General features: G+C 68.3%; 17 protein-coding genes. 8 read left to right on the forward strand and 9 right to left on the reverse strand.

Annotation, left to right across the window (positions count from 1 at the left end):
- The first annotated feature begins 1 nt into the window (after position 1).
- From KTN05_RS06005 to KTN05_RS06020, 4 genes are all read left to right on the forward strand, one after another.
- Positions 2–1,351: an oligosaccharide flippase family protein gene (locus KTN05_RS06005; RefSeq protein WP_217328478.1), complete on the forward strand. Its 1,350-nt coding sequence runs from the start codon at positions 2–4 to the stop codon at positions 1,349–1,351.
- A 274-nt stretch (positions 1,352–1,625) separates the two neighbouring features.
- Positions 1,626–3,935 (forward strand): FdhF/YdeP family oxidoreductase, encoded by a 2,310-nt coding sequence (locus KTN05_RS06010; protein WP_217328479.1) that lies wholly within the window; start codon positions 1,626–1,628, stop codon positions 3,933–3,935.
- Positions 3,932–4,645, forward strand: coding sequence for a cytochrome c oxidase assembly protein (locus KTN05_RS06015; RefSeq protein ID WP_217328480.1), 714 nt, complete (start codon positions 3,932–3,934; stop codon positions 4,643–4,645). The genes KTN05_RS06010 and KTN05_RS06015 overlap by 4 nt, the downstream gene beginning before the upstream one ends.
- Entirely contained in the window at positions 4,642–5,157 is a 516-nt protein-coding gene (locus KTN05_RS06020) for a CopD family protein (protein WP_217328481.1), read from the forward strand. Before KTN05_RS06015 ends, KTN05_RS06020 begins: the two co-directional genes overlap by 4 nt.
- On the opposite strand, the gene KTN05_RS18055 is transcribed toward KTN05_RS06020, so the two are convergent.
- The gene (locus KTN05_RS18055) at positions 5,124–5,699 is read right to left on the reverse strand and encodes a DUF2231 domain-containing protein (protein ID WP_254368011.1); all 576 of its coding nucleotides are present in this window, start codon (positions 5,697–5,699) and stop codon (positions 5,124–5,126) included. The genes KTN05_RS06020 and KTN05_RS18055 overlap by 34 nt on opposite strands.
- A 21-nt stretch (positions 5,700–5,720) precedes the next feature.
- Between KTN05_RS18055 and KTN05_RS18060 the strand changes: the two genes are divergently transcribed.
- Genes KTN05_RS18060 through KTN05_RS06040 form a run of 4 tightly spaced genes read left to right on the forward strand, consistent with a single transcriptional unit; the run spans position 5,721 to position 9,851 of the window.
- Positions 5,721–6,392, forward strand: coding sequence for a cytochrome c oxidase subunit II (locus KTN05_RS18060; protein ID WP_371823283.1), 672 nt, complete (start codon positions 5,721–5,723; stop codon positions 6,390–6,392).
- Positions 6,392–8,875 carry a cytochrome c oxidase subunit I gene (ctaD, locus tag KTN05_RS06030; protein ID WP_217328483.1) on the forward strand — a complete coding sequence of 828 codons (2,484 nt, stop codon included), beginning with the start codon at positions 6,392–6,394 and terminating at the stop codon, positions 8,873–8,875. Before KTN05_RS18060 ends, ctaD begins: the two co-directional genes overlap by 1 nt.
- Positions 8,872–9,192 (forward strand): hypothetical protein, encoded by a 321-nt coding sequence (locus KTN05_RS06035; RefSeq protein ID WP_217328484.1) that lies wholly within the window; start codon positions 8,872–8,874, stop codon positions 9,190–9,192. The genes ctaD and KTN05_RS06035 overlap by 4 nt, the downstream gene beginning before the upstream one ends.
- Positions 9,189–9,851, forward strand: a complete 663-nt coding sequence (locus KTN05_RS06040) for a 4'-phosphopantetheinyl transferase (protein ID WP_217328485.1) — start codon at positions 9,189–9,191, stop codon at positions 9,849–9,851. The genes KTN05_RS06035 and KTN05_RS06040 overlap by 4 nt, the downstream gene beginning before the upstream one ends.
- Before the next feature lie 133 nt (positions 9,852–9,984).
- On the opposite strand, the gene glpK is transcribed toward KTN05_RS06040, so the two are convergent.
- The 8 genes from glpK to glpD are packed head-to-tail and all read right to left on the reverse strand — an operon-like array spanning position 9,985 to position 19,048.
- Entirely contained in the window at positions 9,985–11,475 is a 1,491-nt protein-coding gene (gene glpK, locus KTN05_RS06045) for a glycerol kinase GlpK (protein ID WP_217328486.1), read from the reverse strand.
- A 51-nt stretch (positions 11,476–11,526) separates the two neighbouring features.
- The gene (locus KTN05_RS06050; protein WP_217328487.1) at positions 11,527–13,242 is read right to left on the reverse strand and encodes an ABC transporter substrate-binding protein; all 1,716 of its coding nucleotides are present in this window, start codon (positions 13,240–13,242) and stop codon (positions 11,527–11,529) included.
- Positions 13,243–13,281: 39 nt separating this feature from the next.
- Positions 13,282–13,683 carry a DUF2160 domain-containing protein gene (locus KTN05_RS06055; RefSeq protein WP_254368012.1) on the reverse strand — a complete coding sequence of 134 codons (402 nt, stop codon included), beginning with the start codon at positions 13,681–13,683 and terminating at the stop codon, positions 13,282–13,284.
- On the reverse strand, positions 13,683–14,489 hold the full coding sequence (locus KTN05_RS06060) for a carbohydrate ABC transporter permease (RefSeq protein ID WP_217328488.1): 807 nt from the start codon (positions 14,487–14,489) through the stop codon (positions 13,683–13,685). Before KTN05_RS06060 ends, KTN05_RS06055 begins: the two co-directional genes overlap by 1 nt.
- Positions 14,489–15,355, reverse strand: coding sequence for a carbohydrate ABC transporter permease (locus KTN05_RS06065; protein ID WP_217328489.1), 867 nt, complete (start codon positions 15,353–15,355; stop codon positions 14,489–14,491). Before KTN05_RS06065 ends, KTN05_RS06060 begins: the two co-directional genes overlap by 1 nt.
- Complete coding sequence (locus KTN05_RS06070) at positions 15,355–16,434, reverse strand: ABC transporter ATP-binding protein (RefSeq protein WP_217328490.1); 1,080 nt, start codon at positions 16,432–16,434, stop codon at positions 15,355–15,357. Before KTN05_RS06070 ends, KTN05_RS06065 begins: the two co-directional genes overlap by 1 nt.
- Positions 16,434–17,501, reverse strand: a complete 1,068-nt coding sequence (locus KTN05_RS06075) for an ABC transporter ATP-binding protein (RefSeq protein WP_217328491.1) — start codon at positions 17,499–17,501, stop codon at positions 16,434–16,436. Before KTN05_RS06075 ends, KTN05_RS06070 begins: the two co-directional genes overlap by 1 nt.
- A complete protein-coding gene (glpD, locus tag KTN05_RS06080) occupies positions 17,498–19,048 on the reverse strand; it encodes a glycerol-3-phosphate dehydrogenase (protein ID WP_217328492.1) in 1,551 nt (516 codons plus the stop codon). Before glpD ends, KTN05_RS06075 begins: the two co-directional genes overlap by 4 nt.
- Between the last annotated feature and the right edge of the window lie 55 nt (positions 19,049–19,103).

A 19,103-nucleotide genomic window follows, 5' to 3' on the forward strand; every position in this document is an offset into this window, starting at 1 on the left:
CATGCTGGCCGCGCTGACCCGCATCCGGCATGGGCAGGGCTTGTCCCAGCGTGTGGTGCGCGGGGCGGCCTGGACGATTATCGGCGTGTTCGGATCGCAGGGCACCCGGCTGGTCTCGAACCTGATCCTGACGCGGCTCCTGTTCCCGGAGGTGTTCGGGATCATGGCGCTGATCATGGTGGTCATCACCGCGCTCAACAACTTCTCCGATGTCGGCGTCGCGCCCGCGGTGCTGCGCAGCGAACGTGGCGACGATCCGGCGTTCCTCGACACCGCCTTCACCCTGCAGGCCATCCGCGGGGTGGGGCTGTGGCTGGCCTGCTGCGCGCTGGCCGTGCCGGTGGCATGGTTCTATGACGTGCCGGAACTGGCGTGGTATCTGCCGGTGGCGGGGTTCAGCTCGGTCATCTGGGGCGTGCTGACCACCCGGATCGAGCAGGCGCAGCGGCACCTGCATCTGGGCCGCCTCACCCGGATGGAGATCTACAGCCAGATTCTCGCCACGATCCTGACGGTCGCGCTGGCGGCGGTGTGGCAGTCGGCCTGGGGGCTGGTGGTCGCGCTTGTCTTCGGCGCGGTCATCAAGCTGGTGATCGCCGACCGGATGCTGCCGGGCCACCGCAACCGCTTCCGCTGGGACCCCGCCGCCGCGCGCGAGATCATCGACTTCGGCAAGTGGATCTTCCCCAGCACGATCGTCGGCTTCATCCTGGCGCAGGGCGACAAGGCGATCCTCGGCAAGTATCTCACCCTCGCGGCGCTGGGCCTTTACAACATCGCCTTCTTTCTCGCCACGGTAGCGCAACAGCTCGGCGGAACGGTGATCGGGCGGATCATGATGCCGATCTACCGGGAGTCGCCGCCCAAGGGGAGCCGCGAGAATTTCCTGCGCATCCGCCGCATCCGCATGACCCTGACGGCGGGATTCCTGGCCGTGCTGGCCATCGTGGCGGCGCTGGGGCCGTGGCTGGTCGATGTGCTCTACGATGCCCGCTATGAGCCGGCGGGCGAGATGGTGCGGCTGATCGCCTGCGCCACGATCCCGCAGATGATCGTGCTCGGCTACGACCACGCCGCTTTGGTGGCCGGGGATTCGCGCCGGTATTTCGCGCTGACCGCGATCCGGGCGGCGCTGTTCCTGGCGCTGTTCTGGCTTGGTGTGCATCTGTGGGGGCTGGTGGGCGGCCTGGGCGGGCAGGCGCTCGCGGCGGTGCTGGCCTATCCGGCGACGGTGTGGCTGGCCCGCCGGCACGGCGCGTGGGACCCGCTGCACGACGTGCTGGCGGCGCTGGCCGGGCTGGCGATCGTGGCGGCGTTCGTCCGGCCGGGACAGATGACGGGGCTTTTCTGAGCGGCCCCGTTCACGACGTCATCAGCCGCCGCAGCGTATGCGGGAACGCGGTTAACCTCCTCGACCACCTCACCCGGTTTTCCGCACGCCCCATCGGGGACGACCCGGCCTGCATCATCCCGAGTTACAACTCCCGCCGGTCGCCGAAAACGCGCCCTCGATGATGGCCCCCTGACAGGCCGATGCAACCGCGCTTTGTGCCGCGCCCGAGGGAACCTGCCCCGCGCGAGGCGGGTTGGCGTCAGGGTGACCCGCCAACGTCGAGGAGGAACCGATGAGCGATGACGAAGCCACCCGGCAACGCCCGGACACCGCCCATTACACCAACGCCACCGGCGGCTGGGGGTCGCTGAAGGGCGTGGCCCGCGTTCTTGCCGACCAGAAGCCGACCGCCGGTGCGCTGCGCACGCTGATGCGCCAGAACAAGGTCGGCGGGCATATGTGCACGTCCTGCGCGTGGACCAAGCCGGCGAACGCCCATCTGTTCGAGTTCTGCGAGAACGGTGCCAAGGCGACCATCTGGGACCTGACCCGCGACCGCTGCGGTCCCGATTTCTTCGCCGATCACAGCATCACCAGCCTGCGCGAGCGGTCCGACCACGAGCTGGAGGAGACCGGCCGCCTGACGCATCCGCTGCGCTACGACGCCGAATCCGACCGCTATGTCGAGACGACGTGGGAGGAGGCGTTCCGGGCGATCGGGGCGAAGCTGCGCGAACTCGACCCGAAATCGACGGTCTTCTACGTGTCCGGCCGGGCGAGTCTCGAGACCTCGTATCTTTATGCCCTGTTCGCGCGGCTTTACGGGCACAACAACCTGCCCGACAGCTCAAACATGTGTCACGAGACGACCGCGGTCGGGCTGAAGAAGGTCATCGGCGTGGGGGTAGGCACCGCCATCCTTGCCGATTTCGATCATTGCGATCTCATCATGTTCTTCGGCCAGAACACCGGCTCGAACAGCCCCCGTTTCGAGCATACGCTGAAATCCGCGAAGGAGCGGGGCTGCAGGATCGTCACCTTCAATCCGATCCGCGAACGCGGCCTGCTGGAATTCGCCGATCCGCAGAGCCCGGCCGACATGACGGTGAAACCCGCCACCAAGGTCTCGGACATCTATCTGCAGGTGCGGCCCGGTGGCGACATCGCGGCGCTGGCCGGGATGTGCAAGCGGGTGCTGGAACTGGACGCCGAGCGGGACGGCGCCATCCTCGACCGCGACTTCATCGACGCGCATACGACCGGCCTGGATGAGCTGAAGGCGCGGCTGGGCCAGATCACCTGGGACGAGATCGAGCGCGAAACCGGCCTGCGCCGCGCCGATATCGAGCAGGTGGCCGAGCTTTACGCCGATTCCAGGAACACCATCGGCATCTATGGGATGGGCCTGACCCAGCACGTCAAGGGCTGGCTGAACCTCGCGATGCTGGTCAACCTGCTGATGCTGCGGGGCAATATCGGGCGCGACGGAACCGGCGTTTCGCCCGTGCGGGGGCATTCCAACGTGCAGGGGCAGGCGACGGTCGGCGTGACCTACAACCCCGAGAACGTTCCGAGCGACAAGCTGCGCGAGCTGTTCGGCTTCGAGCCGCCGCAGGAAAAGGGGCGCACCATCGTCAAGACCGCCGAAGGGCTGCTGGACGGTTCGGTCAAGGGGATGATCGTCCTGGGCGGCAATCTCGTCCGCTCGATGCCCGACCGGGAACGGATCGAGCCGTGCTGGGCCGATCTGGAGCTTAACGTGCAGGTGGCGACCAAGCTGAACCGGGGGCATCTCTATCCCGGCAAGAACAGCTGGCTGCTGCCCTGTCTCGTCCGGTCCGAGGAGGACATGCAGGCGACCGGCCCGCAGGCCGTGACGATGGAGGACAGCCTCAGCATGATTCACGGCTCGCTCGGCAAGCGAAAGCCGGCCTCGCCGCATCTGAAATCCGAGGTGGCGATCGTCGCAGGCATCGCCAAGGAGACGCTGCCCGAAAATCCCAAGGTCGGCTGGGACGACTGGACCGGCCATTACGGCCTGATCCGCGATCTGATCGAGGCGAGCTATCCCGACATGTTCGCCGATTTCAACGCCAAGCTGTTCACGCCCGGCGGCTTCTACAAGGGCAACGACGCGCGCGAGCGGATCTGGAAGACCGACAGCGGCAAGGCTCAGTTCACCGCGCCCCAGACGCTGAACGCCTTGGGCGAGGAGCCCAGGGGCGACGAGGTGACGCTGTTCACGCTGCGCTCGAACGACCAGTTCAACACCACCATCTACGGCTTCTCGGACCGGCTGCGGGGGATCGCGGGCAGCCGCGAGAACCTGCTCATCAACCCCGAGGAGATGCGGCGGCGGGGCCTGACCGAAGGGCAGGCGGTGATGCTGGAATGCGCCATCGCCGACGGCAACACGAGGGTGGTCCGCGGCCTGCGCGTCGTGCCCTACGACCTGCCGGATGCCTGCATCGCGGCCTACTATCCCGAAACGAACCCGCTGATCCCCGTCGCCTATCACGACGAGCTGTCGCAAACCCCCGGCTACAAGGGCGTGCCGGTGCGCATCCGGGCCGACGAGACCGAAGCGAGGGCTGCCGAATGATCCCCGACATCTGGGCGGGCATCTATTGCGGCCCGGCGCCGAATCCCGGCGAGTTGTGGCAAAGCTGGAACCTCGATCCGGTCCTGCTGGCGGCGATGGCGGCGCTTGCCTTCGTGCTGGGCCGATCGCGCCCCGGCGCGGCGGCGGTGGCGGTGCTGGCGGTGGCGTTCGTCTCGCCGCTCTGTGCGCTGTCGGCGGCGCTGTTCTCGGCGCGGGTGGTCCATCACATCCTGCTGGTTGCGGTCGCGGCGCCACTGATCGCGCTGGCGTTCCCCGCGCGGCGCGAGGGGCATCCGGCGCTGCCGTTCATCGTCTCGACGGCGGTGCTGTGGCTCTGGCATCTGCCGGAGGCCTATGACGCGGCGATGGCCGACATTGCGGTCTACTGGGTGATGCAGGTCACGCTGCTGGGTTCGGCCACGGTGTTCTGGCGGGCGGTGTTCGGCTTCGGCCGGACCTCGGCGCAGTCGCTGCTGTTCATTCTCGGCGCCTACATGCAGATGGGCCTGCTGGGCGCGCTGCTGACCTTCGCGCCGGGCACGCTCTACGCGATCCATGCCGTTGCGCCGCTGCAATGGGGCTACGCCCCGCTGGCCGACCAGCAGCTTGGCGGGATCATCATGTGGGTGCCGGCAGGCATCCCCTATGCGGCCTTCGGCGCGTTCGTGGCGCTGCGCGGCTGGCGGCGGATGCAGGGACGACCGGCATGATCGACTGGCTTCAGCCGATCATCCCGCATCTGAAGGCGCTGCACATCATGGGGCTGGTGATCTGGTGCGCGGGCCTTTTCGCCATGCCGATGATCCTCGCCCGGCACAATCCGGGCGTGGATCAGGTCGCCTACAGCCGCATCAGGCTGGCGTCGCATTTCGGCTATATCTGGGTCATCACCCCCGCCGCGCTGACGGCGATCGCGGCGGGCACGCTGCTGATCTTCGTGCGTGAGGTGTTCGTCATCTGGATGTTCGCCAAGCTGATCTTCGTGGCGCTGCTGATCGCCTTTCACGCCTGGGTCGGCGGCCAGATCGTCGGCATCGGCGAGGAGGAGCGCGCGCACCGGACGCCCCAGCCCACGGTGCCGCTGCTGCTGCTGACGGTGCCGGTCGTCATGATCCTCGTGCTGGTCCTCGCCAAGCCCGAGCTGGAGCGGATTCCCATGCCCGACTGGCTGATGCAGCCAAGGGGCAATCAGTTGCCGTTCGACGATCCCCCCAGATTGTAATCGAAAACGAGCTTGCCGCCATGCCATCCCGTTGCGCCCACCATGACGACGCAGAAGCCCGACAGCAGGATGCCCCAGGGCAGCACCGCCGATTCAAACCCCTGCATCCGATAACCCCAGTTCAGCCCCAGCAGCGACAGCAGCACCATGGCGATGGCCGCATGGGTCCAGGCCGAGGCCCGCTGCCGGATGCCGGGGACGAGCAGCAGCTCCGGCAGGCCTGTCAGCGCCGCGGCCAGCCCGATCAGAAACGAGACGCCCGCGGCCCACAGCCCGGCCCGCGCCCAGAAGATGTCGCCCGTCCACCAGTAGAACACGTCCGCACCGAAATTGCTGAAGGTCAGCGCGATCGGGAAGGCGACGGCCATCGCATGGATCGGATGGCTGCCGACCGCGATCTTCGATCCGGTCTGGTGGAAGCCCGGCCGCTTGGCGACGGGGTCGGTCAGACCGCCCGTATGCGTCTCGCTTTCCTTGCGGTAATCCTCGTCCGGGGTGCCGTTCTGCGGGCGATCCTGCGGGTCGTTCCGGGTGTCGGTCATCGTCGCGCTCTCCTGCGAGGGGTGGTCGCAACCGTAACGCCGCTGGCGCTGGCTGGTTGCGAAGAGAGGCTCTCGACCGTCCACCCCGCCGGGCCGGCGGCGGATGCGATCGCGGTGCTGTGGTGGGTGATGCTGATCGGCGCGGCTGCGATCTTCGCGCTGGTCGCCGTGCTGCTGGTCATGGCCTTCCGCCGGAGCGAGGAGCATCCGGGCGCCGAAGCCGATGCGCGGCACGAGCGGATCTGGATCAAGGCGATGGGCCTCGGCTTCACGCTGACGGTGCTGGCCGCGCTGACCGTCTGGGGCATCTATATCGGCGAGCGGCTGCTGCCCCGCCCCGGCCCCGAGGTGGTCAGCGTCGGCGCGACGGGCGCGCAGTGGACGTGGCGCTTCACCTATGCCGACGCGCCGGGCCGACAGACCGAGGGTGTCCTGCACATCCCCGCCGGCCGCCCCGTCGATGTGGGGATCGAGTCGGCGGACGTGATCCACAGCTTCTGGGTGCCGCGCCTCGCGGGCAAGCTGGACGCCGTTCCGGGCCATACCAACGTCCTGCGGATACAGGCGGACGCGCCGGGCGACTATGCCGGGCTGAGCGCCGAGTTCAGCGGCCCCGGCTATACCGGCCACCGCTTCACCGTGCGCGCCCATGACGAGGCCGGCTGGGATGCCTTTCTGCGGGGAGAAGGTTGATGAATGCACTGCGCCGCCATCGCGAGCTGGAACGCATCTGGGGCCCGCGTCCGGGCTGGCGGGGCATGCTGACGACGGTGAACAACAACGACATCGGGCTGATGTTCCTGATCGTCGCGGCCACGTTCTTCTCGATCGCGGGCGTGCTGGCGATGCTGATCCGGGCCCAGCTCGCCACGCCCGAATCCGTCTTCGTGGGGCCCGAGGTCTTCAACCAGCTCTTCACGATGCACGGGACCATCATGATGTTCCTGTTCGCGATCCCGCTGTTCGAGGGGCTGACGATCTATCTGCTGCCGAAGATGCTGGGGACGCGCGACCTCGCCTTTCCGCGCCTCAGCGCCTTCGGCTTCTGGTGCTACCTGTTCGGCGGCTCGCTGCTGATCTTCTCGATGGTGGCGGGGATCGCGCCGAACAGCGGCTGGTTCATGTATCCGCCGCTGTCATCGACGCTCGGCACGCCCGGCATCAACTCGGATTTCTGGCTGCTGGGGATCACCTTCGTCGAGATTTCGGCGATCTCGGCGGCGGTCGAGATCGTGGTGACGATCCTGCTCTACCGCGCCGCCGGCATGTCGCTGGACAAGATGCCGATCTTCGCCTGGTATATGCTGATCGTCGCGGTGATGATCTTGACGGCGTTCCCGCCGATGATCCTCGGCTCGATCCTGTTGGAGCTGGAGCGCGCCTTCGGCATGCCCTTCTTCCAGGTCGAGCATGGCGGCGACAGCCTGCTGTGGCTGCATCTGTTCTGGCTGTTCGGCCACCCCGAGGTCTACATCATCTTCCTGCCCGCCGCCGGGGTCGTGTCCACCGTGCTGCCGGTGATGGCCCGCACCACGCTGCTGGGCTACGGCTGGCTCGTCGCCGCCGTCGCCGCGCTGGGGGTGCTGAGCTTCGGGCTGTGGGTCCACCACATGTTCACCACCGGCATCCCGCATATGGGGCTGGCCTTCTTCTCGGCCGCATCGACGCTGGTGGCGGTGCCCACCGGGTTGCAGATCTTCGCCTGGATCGGGACGATCTGGAAGGGCCGGCCCGAGATGCACCTGCCGATGCGCTGGATTCTGGGGTTCTTCGCGACCTTCGTGATCGGCGGGCTGACCGGGGTGATGATCGCCATGGTGCCCTTCAACTTCCAGTCGCACGACACCTATTTCATCGTGGCGCATTTCCACTATGTGCTGGTGGGCGGCTTCGTCTTCCCGATGATCGCCGGCATTTATTACTGGCTGCCGCATTTCACCGGCCGCAAGCGCTTCTTCAGGATCGGAGAGACGGCATTCTGGCTGGTCTTCATCGGCTTTCACGGCACGTTCCTGCTGCTGCACTGGGCCGGGCTGCTGGGGATGCGGCGGCGGATCGACCATGTGGACGCGGGGTCCGGGTGGGAGGGGATCAACCTCATCTCCTCGGTCGGCGGCTTCGTGATGGCGATGGGCTTTGCGCTCATCATCATCGACATCGGCGTGAACGTGGCGGTGGCGAGCCGCGGGCCGCGCAACCCATGGAAGGCGGGCACGCTGGAATGGGCGATGCCCGCGCCGTCGGGGGCCTACAACATGGCCTCGATCCCGACCGTGCGCAGCCGCGATCCGCTGCATGACGACCCCGACCTTCCGCTGCGCATCGCGCGGGGCGAGGGGTATCTGGGCACCCCGCCCGCCAGCGGCCTGCGCGAGACGATGATGGTCGAGATGTCCAGCGGGCGGCCCAGCCACAAGATCATCTTCCCCGGCAACTCCGCCATGCCCATCACCATGGCGGTGGTGACGGGCGGGCTGTTTATGGGGATGCTGCTGAAATGGTACTGGCTGGTGCCGCTGTCGGCGCTCGGCGTGATCGGCATGGCGGTCTGGTGGGCCTGGGGCCTCGGCAGCCGCCGGGACGAGGGGTTGCAGGATGTCGGCAACGGCCTCGCCCTGCCGCCCGGCACGCAGTCGGTGAACCCGCCGGGCTGGTGGGGCTCGCTGTTCACGCTGCTCGCGGACGGGGTGATGTTCGGATCGCTGCTGTTCGGCTATGCGTTCCTGTTCACGCTGGCGCCGAACTGGCCGCCGCCCGAATGGTTGCGCCCCGAACAGCGCGACCTGATGCTGTGGCTGGGCGGCGCGGTGCTGGCCTTCGGCGGTATCCGCCTTGCCGACGGCGCCCTGCGGCGCGAGGGGACGCCGTGGCCGGGCCTTCTGATCGGGCTGGCGGGGCTGGCCGGCCTTGGCGCGGCGGCGCTGTCGGTGCTGCGCGGCACCACCCATGACGGCCACGCCTATGAGGCGACGCTGTGGGTGCTGGGCGGCTATGTCCTGTTCCATGTCGCCGTGGCGCTCATCATGATGGCGTTCCTCTGCGTCCGGGAAAGCTTCGGCTATCTGTCGGCGCTGCGGATCGGCGAGGCGCGGGTGGTGCGGCTGTGGTCCGACTATGCCGTTGCGGTGGCCCTGCTGGGGCTCGGCGCGGCGTGGCTGCCGGGGCTCGCGCCATGAACGACATCCTGCGCATCTCGGTCCCGCTGACCGTGTGGATCGCCGCCTTCAGCGCCGTCTATGGATTGCAGGGCATCGTCTGTTCCGATCACTGGGGCGCGGCGGGGCTGGGCCTTTCCGCCGCCCGCGCCGCGCTGGTGGCGGCGTGGCTGGTCGCCATCGCGATCCAGCTTGGCCTGCTGCTGGTGCTGCAGACGCCGCGCTACGCCTCGCCTTCGCGCTGGGTGCGGTGGGTCAGCGTGGCGCTCGGGATCGTGGCGCTGATCTCGACGGTATGGACGCTGCTGCCGGTCGTCATGACCTCGGTTTGCATTTGAGGGAAGCGGTCGAGCGACTGACAGCCGCCGCGACGAGGCTGGCCCTGCCGTCCGGCAGCGCGCTGAGGATCGTGCCGGTGACGGCGGCGGCAGGCCCCGTGCCCGAGACGCTGCGCTCCGCCGCGCCGCGCCGCCGCAATACCTTCGCCGCCGGACGGCGGGCGGCTGCGGAGGCACTGGCCGCGGCGGGCAGCGCGGGCGCCGAGGTCGGGATCGGCCCGGATGGTCTGCCGCTCTGGCCCGAGGGCTGGATGGGCAGCATCACCCACACCGACGACATCGCTGCCGCGCTGGTGATGCGGGCAGCGCCGGGCGCAGTCCTCGGCCTCGACCTGGAGGCGATGATGACCCCGGACCTCGCTCGCGACATCGCGCCCGAGATCATGCCCGAGGGGCTCTCAGGCGTGATGCCGCCCGAGTTGGAGGTCACGCGCGCCTTCTCGGCCAAGGAGGCGCTCTACAAGGCGCTCTATCCCGCGACCCGTCAGTTCCGCGACTTCCATGCTGCCGTGATCGGGTGGGATGGCTCCCGCCTCACACTGGCCGAGGACTGGGGCGCGGACTGGCCCGCCGGCCGGGTGCTGCCCGTCCGGCAGGTCGTTGCGGGAGGGCATGTGCTGAGTGTTGTGTGGGACGGACGGCGCGGGGTGAGGACGTGACCGCGGGGGCGGATGCCGCGCCGGGCTTGTTCCGGTCATGCCGGACGGCAGGGTGCGGGCGGAACCGATAGCCTACGTCGAACTCCGCCCCCCGAGGGGCGACCGAAGCCGCTTCCCCGTCCGGGCGGATGCGCTAGTCGTCGCCCTTGTGCATCGCGATCACCGCATTGACGGCCCGTGTCCAGTGGGCGTGGCGGGCGTCGCGCGCACGTTGGTCCAGATGCGGCTCGAAGCGGACCTCCCGCTCCCACGTCGTCGATGCGACCTCGGGGCCGCCCGTCAGCCCGGCCCGGAACGCGGCCAGCCATGCCGCGCCGCGGACGGTGGTCTCCAAGTTCCGCGGGCGGTCCACCGGCGCGCCGAGGATGTCGGCCAGCGCCTGCATCGCCGCGTCCGAGGCGGTCATGCCGCCGTCCACCCGCAGGACCGAATCCCCGAGCGACGGCCAGTCGCGGCGCATGGCGTCCGTCAGGTCGCGGGTCTGGAAGGCCACGCTTTCCAGCGCCGCCAGCGCCAGCTCCGCCGGGCCGGTCGCCCGCGTCAGGCCAAAGATCGCGCCCCGCGCCTCCGGCTCCCACCAGGGGGCGCCGAGGCCGGTGAAGGCGGGGACCATGATGACCTGCTGCGCCTTGTCGGCGCGGGCGGCGAGGTCTGCCACCTCGGGCGCGGCGCGGATCAGGCCCAGCCCGTCGCGCAGCCACTGGACCACGGCACCGGCGACGAAGATCGAGCCCTCCAGCGCGTAGGTCGGCTTGCCGTCCAGTTGGTAGGCGATGGTCGTCAGCAGGCGGTTCTGCGACTGCACGGCGGTCTCGCCGGTGTTCAGCAGCGCGAAGCACCCCGTCCCGTAGGTGGCCTTTATCATCCCCGGCTGGAAGCAGGCCTGCCCCACGGTCGCGGCCTGCTGGTCGCCTGCCACGCCGAGGATCGGGATCTCGCCGCCGAAGAGGTCGGCGCGGGTCAGGCCGAACTCGGCGGCGCTGTCACACACCTCCGGCAGCATCGCGCGGGGCACGTCGAACAGTTCGCATAGCTCGTCGGACCACGCACCGCGGCGGATGTCGTAGAGCATCGTGCGGGATGCGTTGGTCGCGTCCGTCACATGCGCCCGCCCACCGGTCAGCCGCCAGATCAGGAAGCTGTCCACCGTGCCGAAGGCGAGATGCCCGGCCTTCGCGGCTTCCCGCGCGCCGTCCACATGGTCGAGCATCCACGCCAGCTTGGTCGCGCTGAAATAGGGGTCGAGCAGCAGCCCGGTCGTCTCGGTCACGGCGGGCTCGTGCCCCGCCTCCTTCAGCTTGGCGCAGGTGTCGGCGGTGCGGCGGTCCTGCCAGACGATGGCGTTGTGGATCGCCTTGCCGGTGCGGCGGTCCCAGACCACCGTCGTCTCGCGCTGGTTGGTGATGCCGATCGCGGCAAGCGCCGGTGCGCCCGCCTTCTCGATCGCCGCGCGGGCGGTGGCTGCGGTCGAGATCCACAGATCCTCGGGATCATGCTCCACCCAGCCGGAGCGGGGGAAATGCTGCCGAAACTCGTGCTGCGCGCTGGCGAGCGGCGTCAGCTCGTCCGAAAAGACCACCGCACGGGACGAGGTCGTGCCCTGATCGAGAGCGAGGATCGGCATGGCGGTCTCCGTGAAGATGGGAACCCGGACGGGCCGGGTTCCCCTGTGGCGTTACTGCTGCCAGCTTTGCACCAGCTCGTCATAGCTGACGGTTTCCGGCTGCGGGTCCTCGTTCTCCAGCTTCAACTGGGGCGCGATGGTGCCATGCTCCTTGGCGTAGTTGTTCCACCATTCGAGGTCGTGTTCCTCGGCCAGCTTCGGGCCGATGTCGCCCTGAACGCCGGCCCGCTCCAGCCGCTCCATGACCTTTTCCTGCTCGGCGCAGAGGCTGTCCATCGCTTCCTGCGCGGACTTGGCGCCCGAGGATGCGTCCCCGATCGCCTGCCACCAGAGCTGCGCGAGCTTGGGATAATCCGGCACGTTGGTCCCGGTGGGCGACCATTGCAGGCGGGCGGGCGAGCGGTAGAACTCGATCAGCCCGCCCAGCTTGGGCGCGCGGTCGGTGAAGGACTGGTGGTCCAGCGTGGACTGGCGGATGAAGGTCAGCCCGACATGGCTTTTCTTCACGTCCACCGTCTTCGAGGTGACGAACTGCGCGTAAAGCCACGCCGCCTTGGCGCGGTCGTCCGGCGTGGACTTCATCAGCGTCCACGACCCCACGTCCTGATAGCCCAGCTTCATGCCGTCCTGCCAGTAGGCGCCGTGGGGCGAGGGGGCGAAGCGCCATTTCGGCGTGCCGTCCTCGTTCACGACCGGCAGACCCTCCTTCACGAAGTCGGCGGTGAAGGCGGTGTAGGTGAACATCTGCTGCGCGACCTCGCCCTGCGCCGGGACCGGGCCGCTTTCGCTGAAGGTCATCCCCTGCGCGGCGGGCGGCGCATAGGCCTTGATCCAGTCCAGATATTTCTGGATTGCATAGACCGAGGCGGGGCCGTTGGTGTCGCCGCCGCGGGCGACGCAACTGCCGACGGGGCGGCTGTTCTCATCGACGCGGATGCCCCATTCGTCCACCGGCAGCCCGTTGGGGATGCCCTTGTCGCCGTTACCGGCCATCGACAGCCAGGCGTCGGTGAAGCGCCAGCCGAGGCTGGGGTCCTTCTTGCCATAGTCCATGTGGCCGAAGACCTTCTTCCCGTCGATCTCGCGGCCCGTGAAGAACTCGGCGATGTCCTCATAGGCCGACCAGGTGATCGGCACGCCCAGGTCATAGCCGTATTTCGCCTTGAAGTCGGCCTTGTTGGCCTCGTCGTCGAACCAGTCGGCGCGGAACCAGTAGAGGTTGGCGAACTGCTGGTCGGGCAGCTGATACAGGTCCCCGTCCGGCGCGGTGGTGAAGGACTTGCCGATGAAGTCGTCGATGTCGATGTTCGGGTTGGTCACGTCCGCCCCGGCATTCGCCATCCAGTCGGTCAGGTTCCGCGCCTGCTGATAGCGCCAGTGGGTGCCGATCAGGTCGCTGTCGTTGACGTAGGCGTCGTAGATGTTCTCGCCCGACTGCATCTGCGTCTGCAGCTTCTCGATGACGTCGCCTTCGCCGATCAGGTCATGCGTGACCCTGATGCCGGTGATGGCGGTGAAGGCGGGGGCGAGGGTCTTGGATTCGTAGTCGTGGGTGGTGATGGGCTCGGACACCACCTTGATCTCCATCCCCGCGAAGGGCTGGGCGGCGTCGATGAACCATTGCATCTCGGCCTCTTGCCCCGCCCGGTCGAGGCTGGACATGTCGCCGATCTCGGCGTCGAGGAAGGCGCGCGCCTCCTCGATCCCGGCGTTCGCGCCGGTGGCCATCAGCGCGAGCGCCATGGCGGTCGTCAAATGCAGTCTCATGTCGTTCCTCCCCAGGATGGGCCCCTTGCGGGCCCGGTTTCACACCCAGCGGAACACCGCCGCGGCGTAGATGAGTGACAGGACAAGTCCCCCCCAGGCCGGTTCCCCCCAGAGACCGAGCCAGGCGAGGTTGATGAAGGCCGAGCCGAGCAGGCTGATGAACAGCCGGTCGCCCCGCGTCGTAGGAATGCCGAGGACGCCCCTGCGCGGCGTCTCGGGAAAGCGGATCGCGAGCCATGTGAAGGTGAGCAGCAGGGCGGCGATCACCCAGAAGAAGAGGGCGGTCGGAAAGGTCCACGCCATCCAGCCGCCGGGATTGAGGCTGCCGGTCCACTCGCGCGCGCCGTCGTCCACCGGGACGAGGGCGACGAGCCAGCCGAGGAAGGCGAGCATCAGCAGCCCGGCCAGCGCGAACCAGGGGGTGACGGAGCGGACGCGCATCACACCCTCCCCAGGGCAAAGCCCTTGGCGATGTAGTTCCGCACGAACCAGATCACCAACGCGCCGGGGATGATCGTCAGCACCCCGGCGGCCGCCAGCACGCCCCAGTCGAGGCCCGAGGCGCTGACGGTGCGCGTCATCGTCGCCGCGATGGGCTTGGCGTTGACCGATGTCAGCGTGCGGCTCAGCAGCAGTTCCACCCATGAGAACATGAAGCAGAAGAACGCCGCCACGCCGATCCCGCTGGCGATCAGCGGCATGAAGATGCGGACGAAGAAGCGGGGGAAGGAGTAGCCGTCGATATAGGCGGTCTCGTCGATCTCGCGCGGGACGCCGGACATGAAGCCTTCGAGAATCCAGACCGCCAGCGGGACGTTGAAGAGGACATGCGCCAGCGCCACCGCCAGGTGGGTGTCGAACAGGCCCACGGCCGAATAAAGCTGGAAGAACGGCAGCGCGAAGACGGCGGGCGGGGCCATGCGGTTCGTCAGCAGCCAGAAGAACAGGTGCTTGTCGCCGAGGAAGCGGTAGCGGCTGAAGGCGTAGGCGGCGGGCAGGGCGACGGCCAGCGACAGGGCCACGTTCATGACGACATAGGTCATGCTGTTGACGTAGCCCATATACCAGCTCGGGTCGGTCAGGATCGTGTGGTAGTTGTTCAGCGTCGGGTTCTGCGGCCAGAGGCTGAAGGTGCCGGTGATCTCGGCGTTGGTCTTGAAGCTCATGTTCACGAGCCAGTAGATCGGCAGCAGCAGAAAGGTGAGGTAAAGCACCATCACGACCGCCGAGGCGCGGGACGCGCGCATCACGGCCTTTCCCTTTCGGCCGTCATGGCGGTGTAGAAGACCCACGAAATCAGCAGGATCACGAGGAAATAGATCAGGCTGAACGCCGCCGCCGGGCCGAGGTCGAATTGCCCGATCGCCATCTTCACCAGGTCGATGGACAGGAAGGTGGTGGCGTTGCCGGGGCCGCCGCCGGTCACGACGAAGGGCTCGGTGTAGATCATGAAGCTGTCCATGAAGCGCAGCAGCACCGCGATCAGCAGGACGCCGCGCATCTTGGGAAGTTCGATGAAGCGGAAGACGCCCCAGCGGCTCGCCTGGTCGATGCGGGCCGCCTGATAATAGGCGTCGGGGATGGATTGCAGCCCGGCATAGCAGAGCAGCGCGACCAGCGAGGTCCAGTGCCACACGTCCATGACGATGATCGTGGCCCAGGCGTCCAGCGGATCGTTGACGTAGTTGTAATCCACCCCCAGCGCCGCCAGCGTATGCCCCAGCAGGCCGATGTCCACGCGGCCGAAGACCTGCCAGATCGTGCCGACCACGTTCCACGGGATCAGCAGCGGCAGCGCCATCAGCACCAGAACGAGGCTGGCCCAGAAGCCGCGCTTGGGCATGTTCAGGGCGATGAAGATCCCCAGCGGGATCTCGATGGCGAGGATGATGCCGGAGAACAGAAGCTGGCGCCCCAGCGCGGCGTGAACGCGGTCGCTGTGCAGCACGTCCTCGAACCAGCCGAGGCCGTTCCAGAAGAACTGGTTGCGGCCGAAGGTGTCCTGCACCGAATAGTTGACGACCGTCATCAGCGGGATCACGGCGGAAAACGCCACCAGCACCAGCACCGGCAGCACCAGCAGCCAGGCGCGATTGTTGACCGGCTTGTCCATCACGCGGCCCTTTCCAGCGGGGCGAGGCGCCAGTCGTCCACGAAGACGCCGATGCGGGCGGGATCCAGCGCCACCCGGTCGAAAGATGCCGGGATCGGCTCGTCTTCGGGCACGGTGACGTTGAAGGCCGCGCCCGCGACCTCGCCGCGCAAGATGCGGTGGTGGCCCACGTCCTCGACCCGGATCAGGCGGAAGGGCAGGCCCTCGGTCGCGGGGCGGGCGGCGTCGGGGCGGATGCCGATCTGCACGCGGCCCTTGGGCGGCGCGTAAGCCGTGCCGAGCGGGATGGTGGTTCCGGCGACGAAGGCCGTTGCGCCCTGCACCTCGGCGTCCAGCAGGTTCATGCCGGGAGAACCGATGAAATAGCCGACGAAGGTATGCGCGGGTGCGTCGAACAGCGACCGGGGCGTGCCGACCTGCACCACGCGCCCCTCGGACATGACGACGACCTCGTCCGCGAAGGTCAGCGCCTCGGTCTGGTCGTGAGTGACATAGATCATCGTGTGGCCGAACTCGCGGTGCAGCGACTTGAGTTGGGTGCGAAGTTCCCATTTCATCTGCGGGTCGATGACGGTCAGCGGCTCGTCGAACAGGATCGCGTTCACCTCGTGCCGGACCATGCCGCGGCCGAGGCTGATCTTCTGCTTGGCATCCGCCGTCAGCCGCCGGGCGCGGCGGTCGAGCGCGTCCTCCATCCCGATCATCCGGGCGACGTCCTGAACGCGGCGGGCGATCTCGGCCGCCGGTAGGCAACGGTTCTTCAGCGGGAAGGCGAGATTCTGGCGCACCGTCATTGTGTCGTAGACGACCGGAAACTGGAACACCTGCGCGATGTCGCGGGCCGCGGTGGGCAGGGCTGTCACGTCGCGGTCCTCAAACAGCACCCGTCCCTGGGTGGGATGCAAGAGGCCCGAGATGATGTTGAGCAGCGTGGACTTGCCGCAGCCGGAACTGCCCAGCAGCGCATAGGCGCCGCCGTCGCGCCAGGTCAGCGTCATCGGCTTCAGCGCCCAGTCGTCATCCGTCTTCGGCGCGGGGCGGTAGCTGTGGGCGAGGTTTTCCAGCGTGATCCGGGCCATCACGCCACTGCCGCATAAGGGGCGCGGCAGGCGAGCCGCCCGTCCTGCCCGAACAGATAGACATGCGTTGAGTCAAGCCACAGCGTCAGCGCCGCCCCCCGCTCCAGCCGCTGCACGCCGGGGACCAGCGCGATCAGGCGCGCCTCGCCATGCAGCAGGTGCAGGAACGTCTCGGCCCCGGTGAACTCGGTCACGTCCACCCGCGTCTTCAGCGGGATGGCGCCCGGCAGCGGGTCCAGCCGCAGATGGGCGGCGCGGAAGCCAGCGCGATAGCTGCCGTCGGGCAGGGCCACCGGCCAGTCGTGACCGTCGAGCCGCGCCATGCCGCCCCGCACGGCGACCGGCTGAAAATTCATCGGCGGATCGCTGAACACCCGCGCGGTCGTCGCATCCACGGGCGCGCGATAGACCTGCGGCGTCGGGCCGAACTGGGTCACGCGGCCTTCCCACAGGGTCGCGGTGTTGCCGCCCAGCAGCAGCGCCTCCTCGGCCTCGGTCGTGGCATAGACGAAGATCGCGCCGGAGGCTTCGAAGATGCGTGGGATTTCCGCCCGCAGTTCCTCGCGCAGCTTGTAGTCGAGATTCGCCAGCGGCTCGTCCAGCAGCACCAGCCCCGCGCCCTTGACCAAGGCGCGGGCCAAGGCCGTCCGCTGCTGCTGGCCGCCCGAAAGCTCCAGCGGGCGGCGGTCCAGAAGGGGGGTCAGCCGCATCATCTCGGCGGTCTGGCGCACGCGGGCGTCGATCTCGGCCCGCGAGGTCCGCTGCAGGCGCAGGGGCGAGGCGATGTTCTCGTAAACGCTCATCGACGGGTAGTTGATGAACTGCTGATAGACCATCGCCACACCGCGCTTCTGAACCGGCATCCCGGTCACGTCCTGCCCCTGCCAGAAGATGCGCCCGGCGGTCGGCTGGTCCAGCCCCGCCATCAGCCGCATCAGCGAGGTCTTGCCGGACAGCGTCGGCCCCAGCAGCACGTTCATGCTGCCGGGCGAGAGCGTCAGATCGGTCGGGTGAATCCAGTCCTGTCCGGCGACCTTTCTGGATACCCCGCGCAGTTCCAGCGTCATGCCGCCGCCCTCCCGCTGCCGATGAAGTCCCCGACCGCCGCGATCTGGTCGGGGGTCATCCGCAGCCCCAGCTTGGAGCGTCGCCATACGGCATCCTCGGCGCTGCGGGCCCATTCGCGGTCGATCATCCAGCGCAGTTCGGCTTCGGTCAGCGTCGCCCCGAAGTCGCGGCCCAGATCGGCGGCGGCCTTCGCGCCGCCCAGCACCAGCGGCGCCTCGGTCCCGTAGGCATGGACCAGCCGCTCGGCCCACGGCGCGGTCAGGAAGGGATGATCGCGCCGCAGCCCCTCGCTCAGCGCGGCAACCCCATCGACGGGGAAATCACCGCCCGGAAGAGGGGCGCCCGCCGTCCAGTTCTCGCCCGCGACGGGCAAATGCGGGGTCAGCTTCGCCAGCGCCGCCTCGGCCAGGCGGCGATAGGTGGTCAGCTTGCCGCCGAAGACATGCAGGCAGGCGGGGCCGTTGTGATCCAGTGCCAGCACGTAATCCCGCGTCGCCGCCGTGGCCGAGGACGCGCCGTCATCATAGAGCGGCCGCACCCCGGAGAAGGTCCAGACCACATCGGCGGGCGTCACCTCGCGCCTGAAATAGCCCGACACGAAGCGGCAGAGATACGCGGTTTCTTCGGGTGTGCAGACGGCATCGCCCGGCGGCCCGTGGTGATCGGCGTCGGTGGTGCCGATGAGGGTGAAGTCACGCTCATACGGGATCGCGAAGATGATCCGCCCGTCCGCGCCCTGAAGGAAATAGGCCTTGTCGTGGTCGTAGAGCCGCCGGGTGACGATATGGCTGCCCCGCACCAGCCGGACATGCGCGGTCGAGGGCAGGTGCTCCACGTCGCGGATCACCTGATCGACCCACGGCCCCGTGGCGTTCACCAGCGCGCGGGCGCGGAAGCTGCGCTCGTCGGCCAGCCGGACGGTCCAGCCGCCGTCCTCGCGCCGCGCCTCGGTCACGCGCGCGCCGACCATGATGTCGGCGCCCCGCGCGGCCGCGTCGCGGGCGTTCAGCACCACCAGCCGCGCGTCATCCACCCAGGCGTCGGAATATTCATAGCCCCGCCGCAGCCGCGCTTGCAGCGGCGCCCCTTCGGGCGTCCGGCGCAGATCCAGCGACGTGGTGCCGGGCAGGATCTCGCGCGCGCCGAGATTGTCATAGAGAAACAGCCCGGCGCGGATCATCAGATTGGGCCGGTGGCCGCGCGACCACGGCATCGCCAGCGATTGCAGCCGAGAAACCGGAGAGTTGCCGGCAAAGCGCATCTGCGGGTCCAGCGGCAGGACGAAGCGCATCGGACGGGCGATATGGGGCATGGCGCGCAGCAGCACCTCGCGCTCGCGCAGCGCCTCGCGCACCAGCCGCAGTTCCAGGAACTCCAGATAGCGCAGCCCGCCGTGGAACAGCTTGGTCGAGGCGCTGCTGGTCGCCCCGGCCAGATCGCCCTGTTCCGCCAGCCGCACGGTCAGCCCGCGTCCGGCGGCGTCGCGGGCGATGCCCGTGCCGTTGATACCGCCCCCGATGACGAACAGGTCCGTCGCCGCCGACATGGCTCCCCCCCTCTGGTGTTCAGATCGAACAACCGCGCGCAGATTCTGTCAACGA

Source organism: Paracoccus sp. Z118 (assembly GCF_019061185.1).
Lineage (GTDB): Bacteria > Pseudomonadota > Alphaproteobacteria > Rhodobacterales > Rhodobacteraceae > Paracoccus.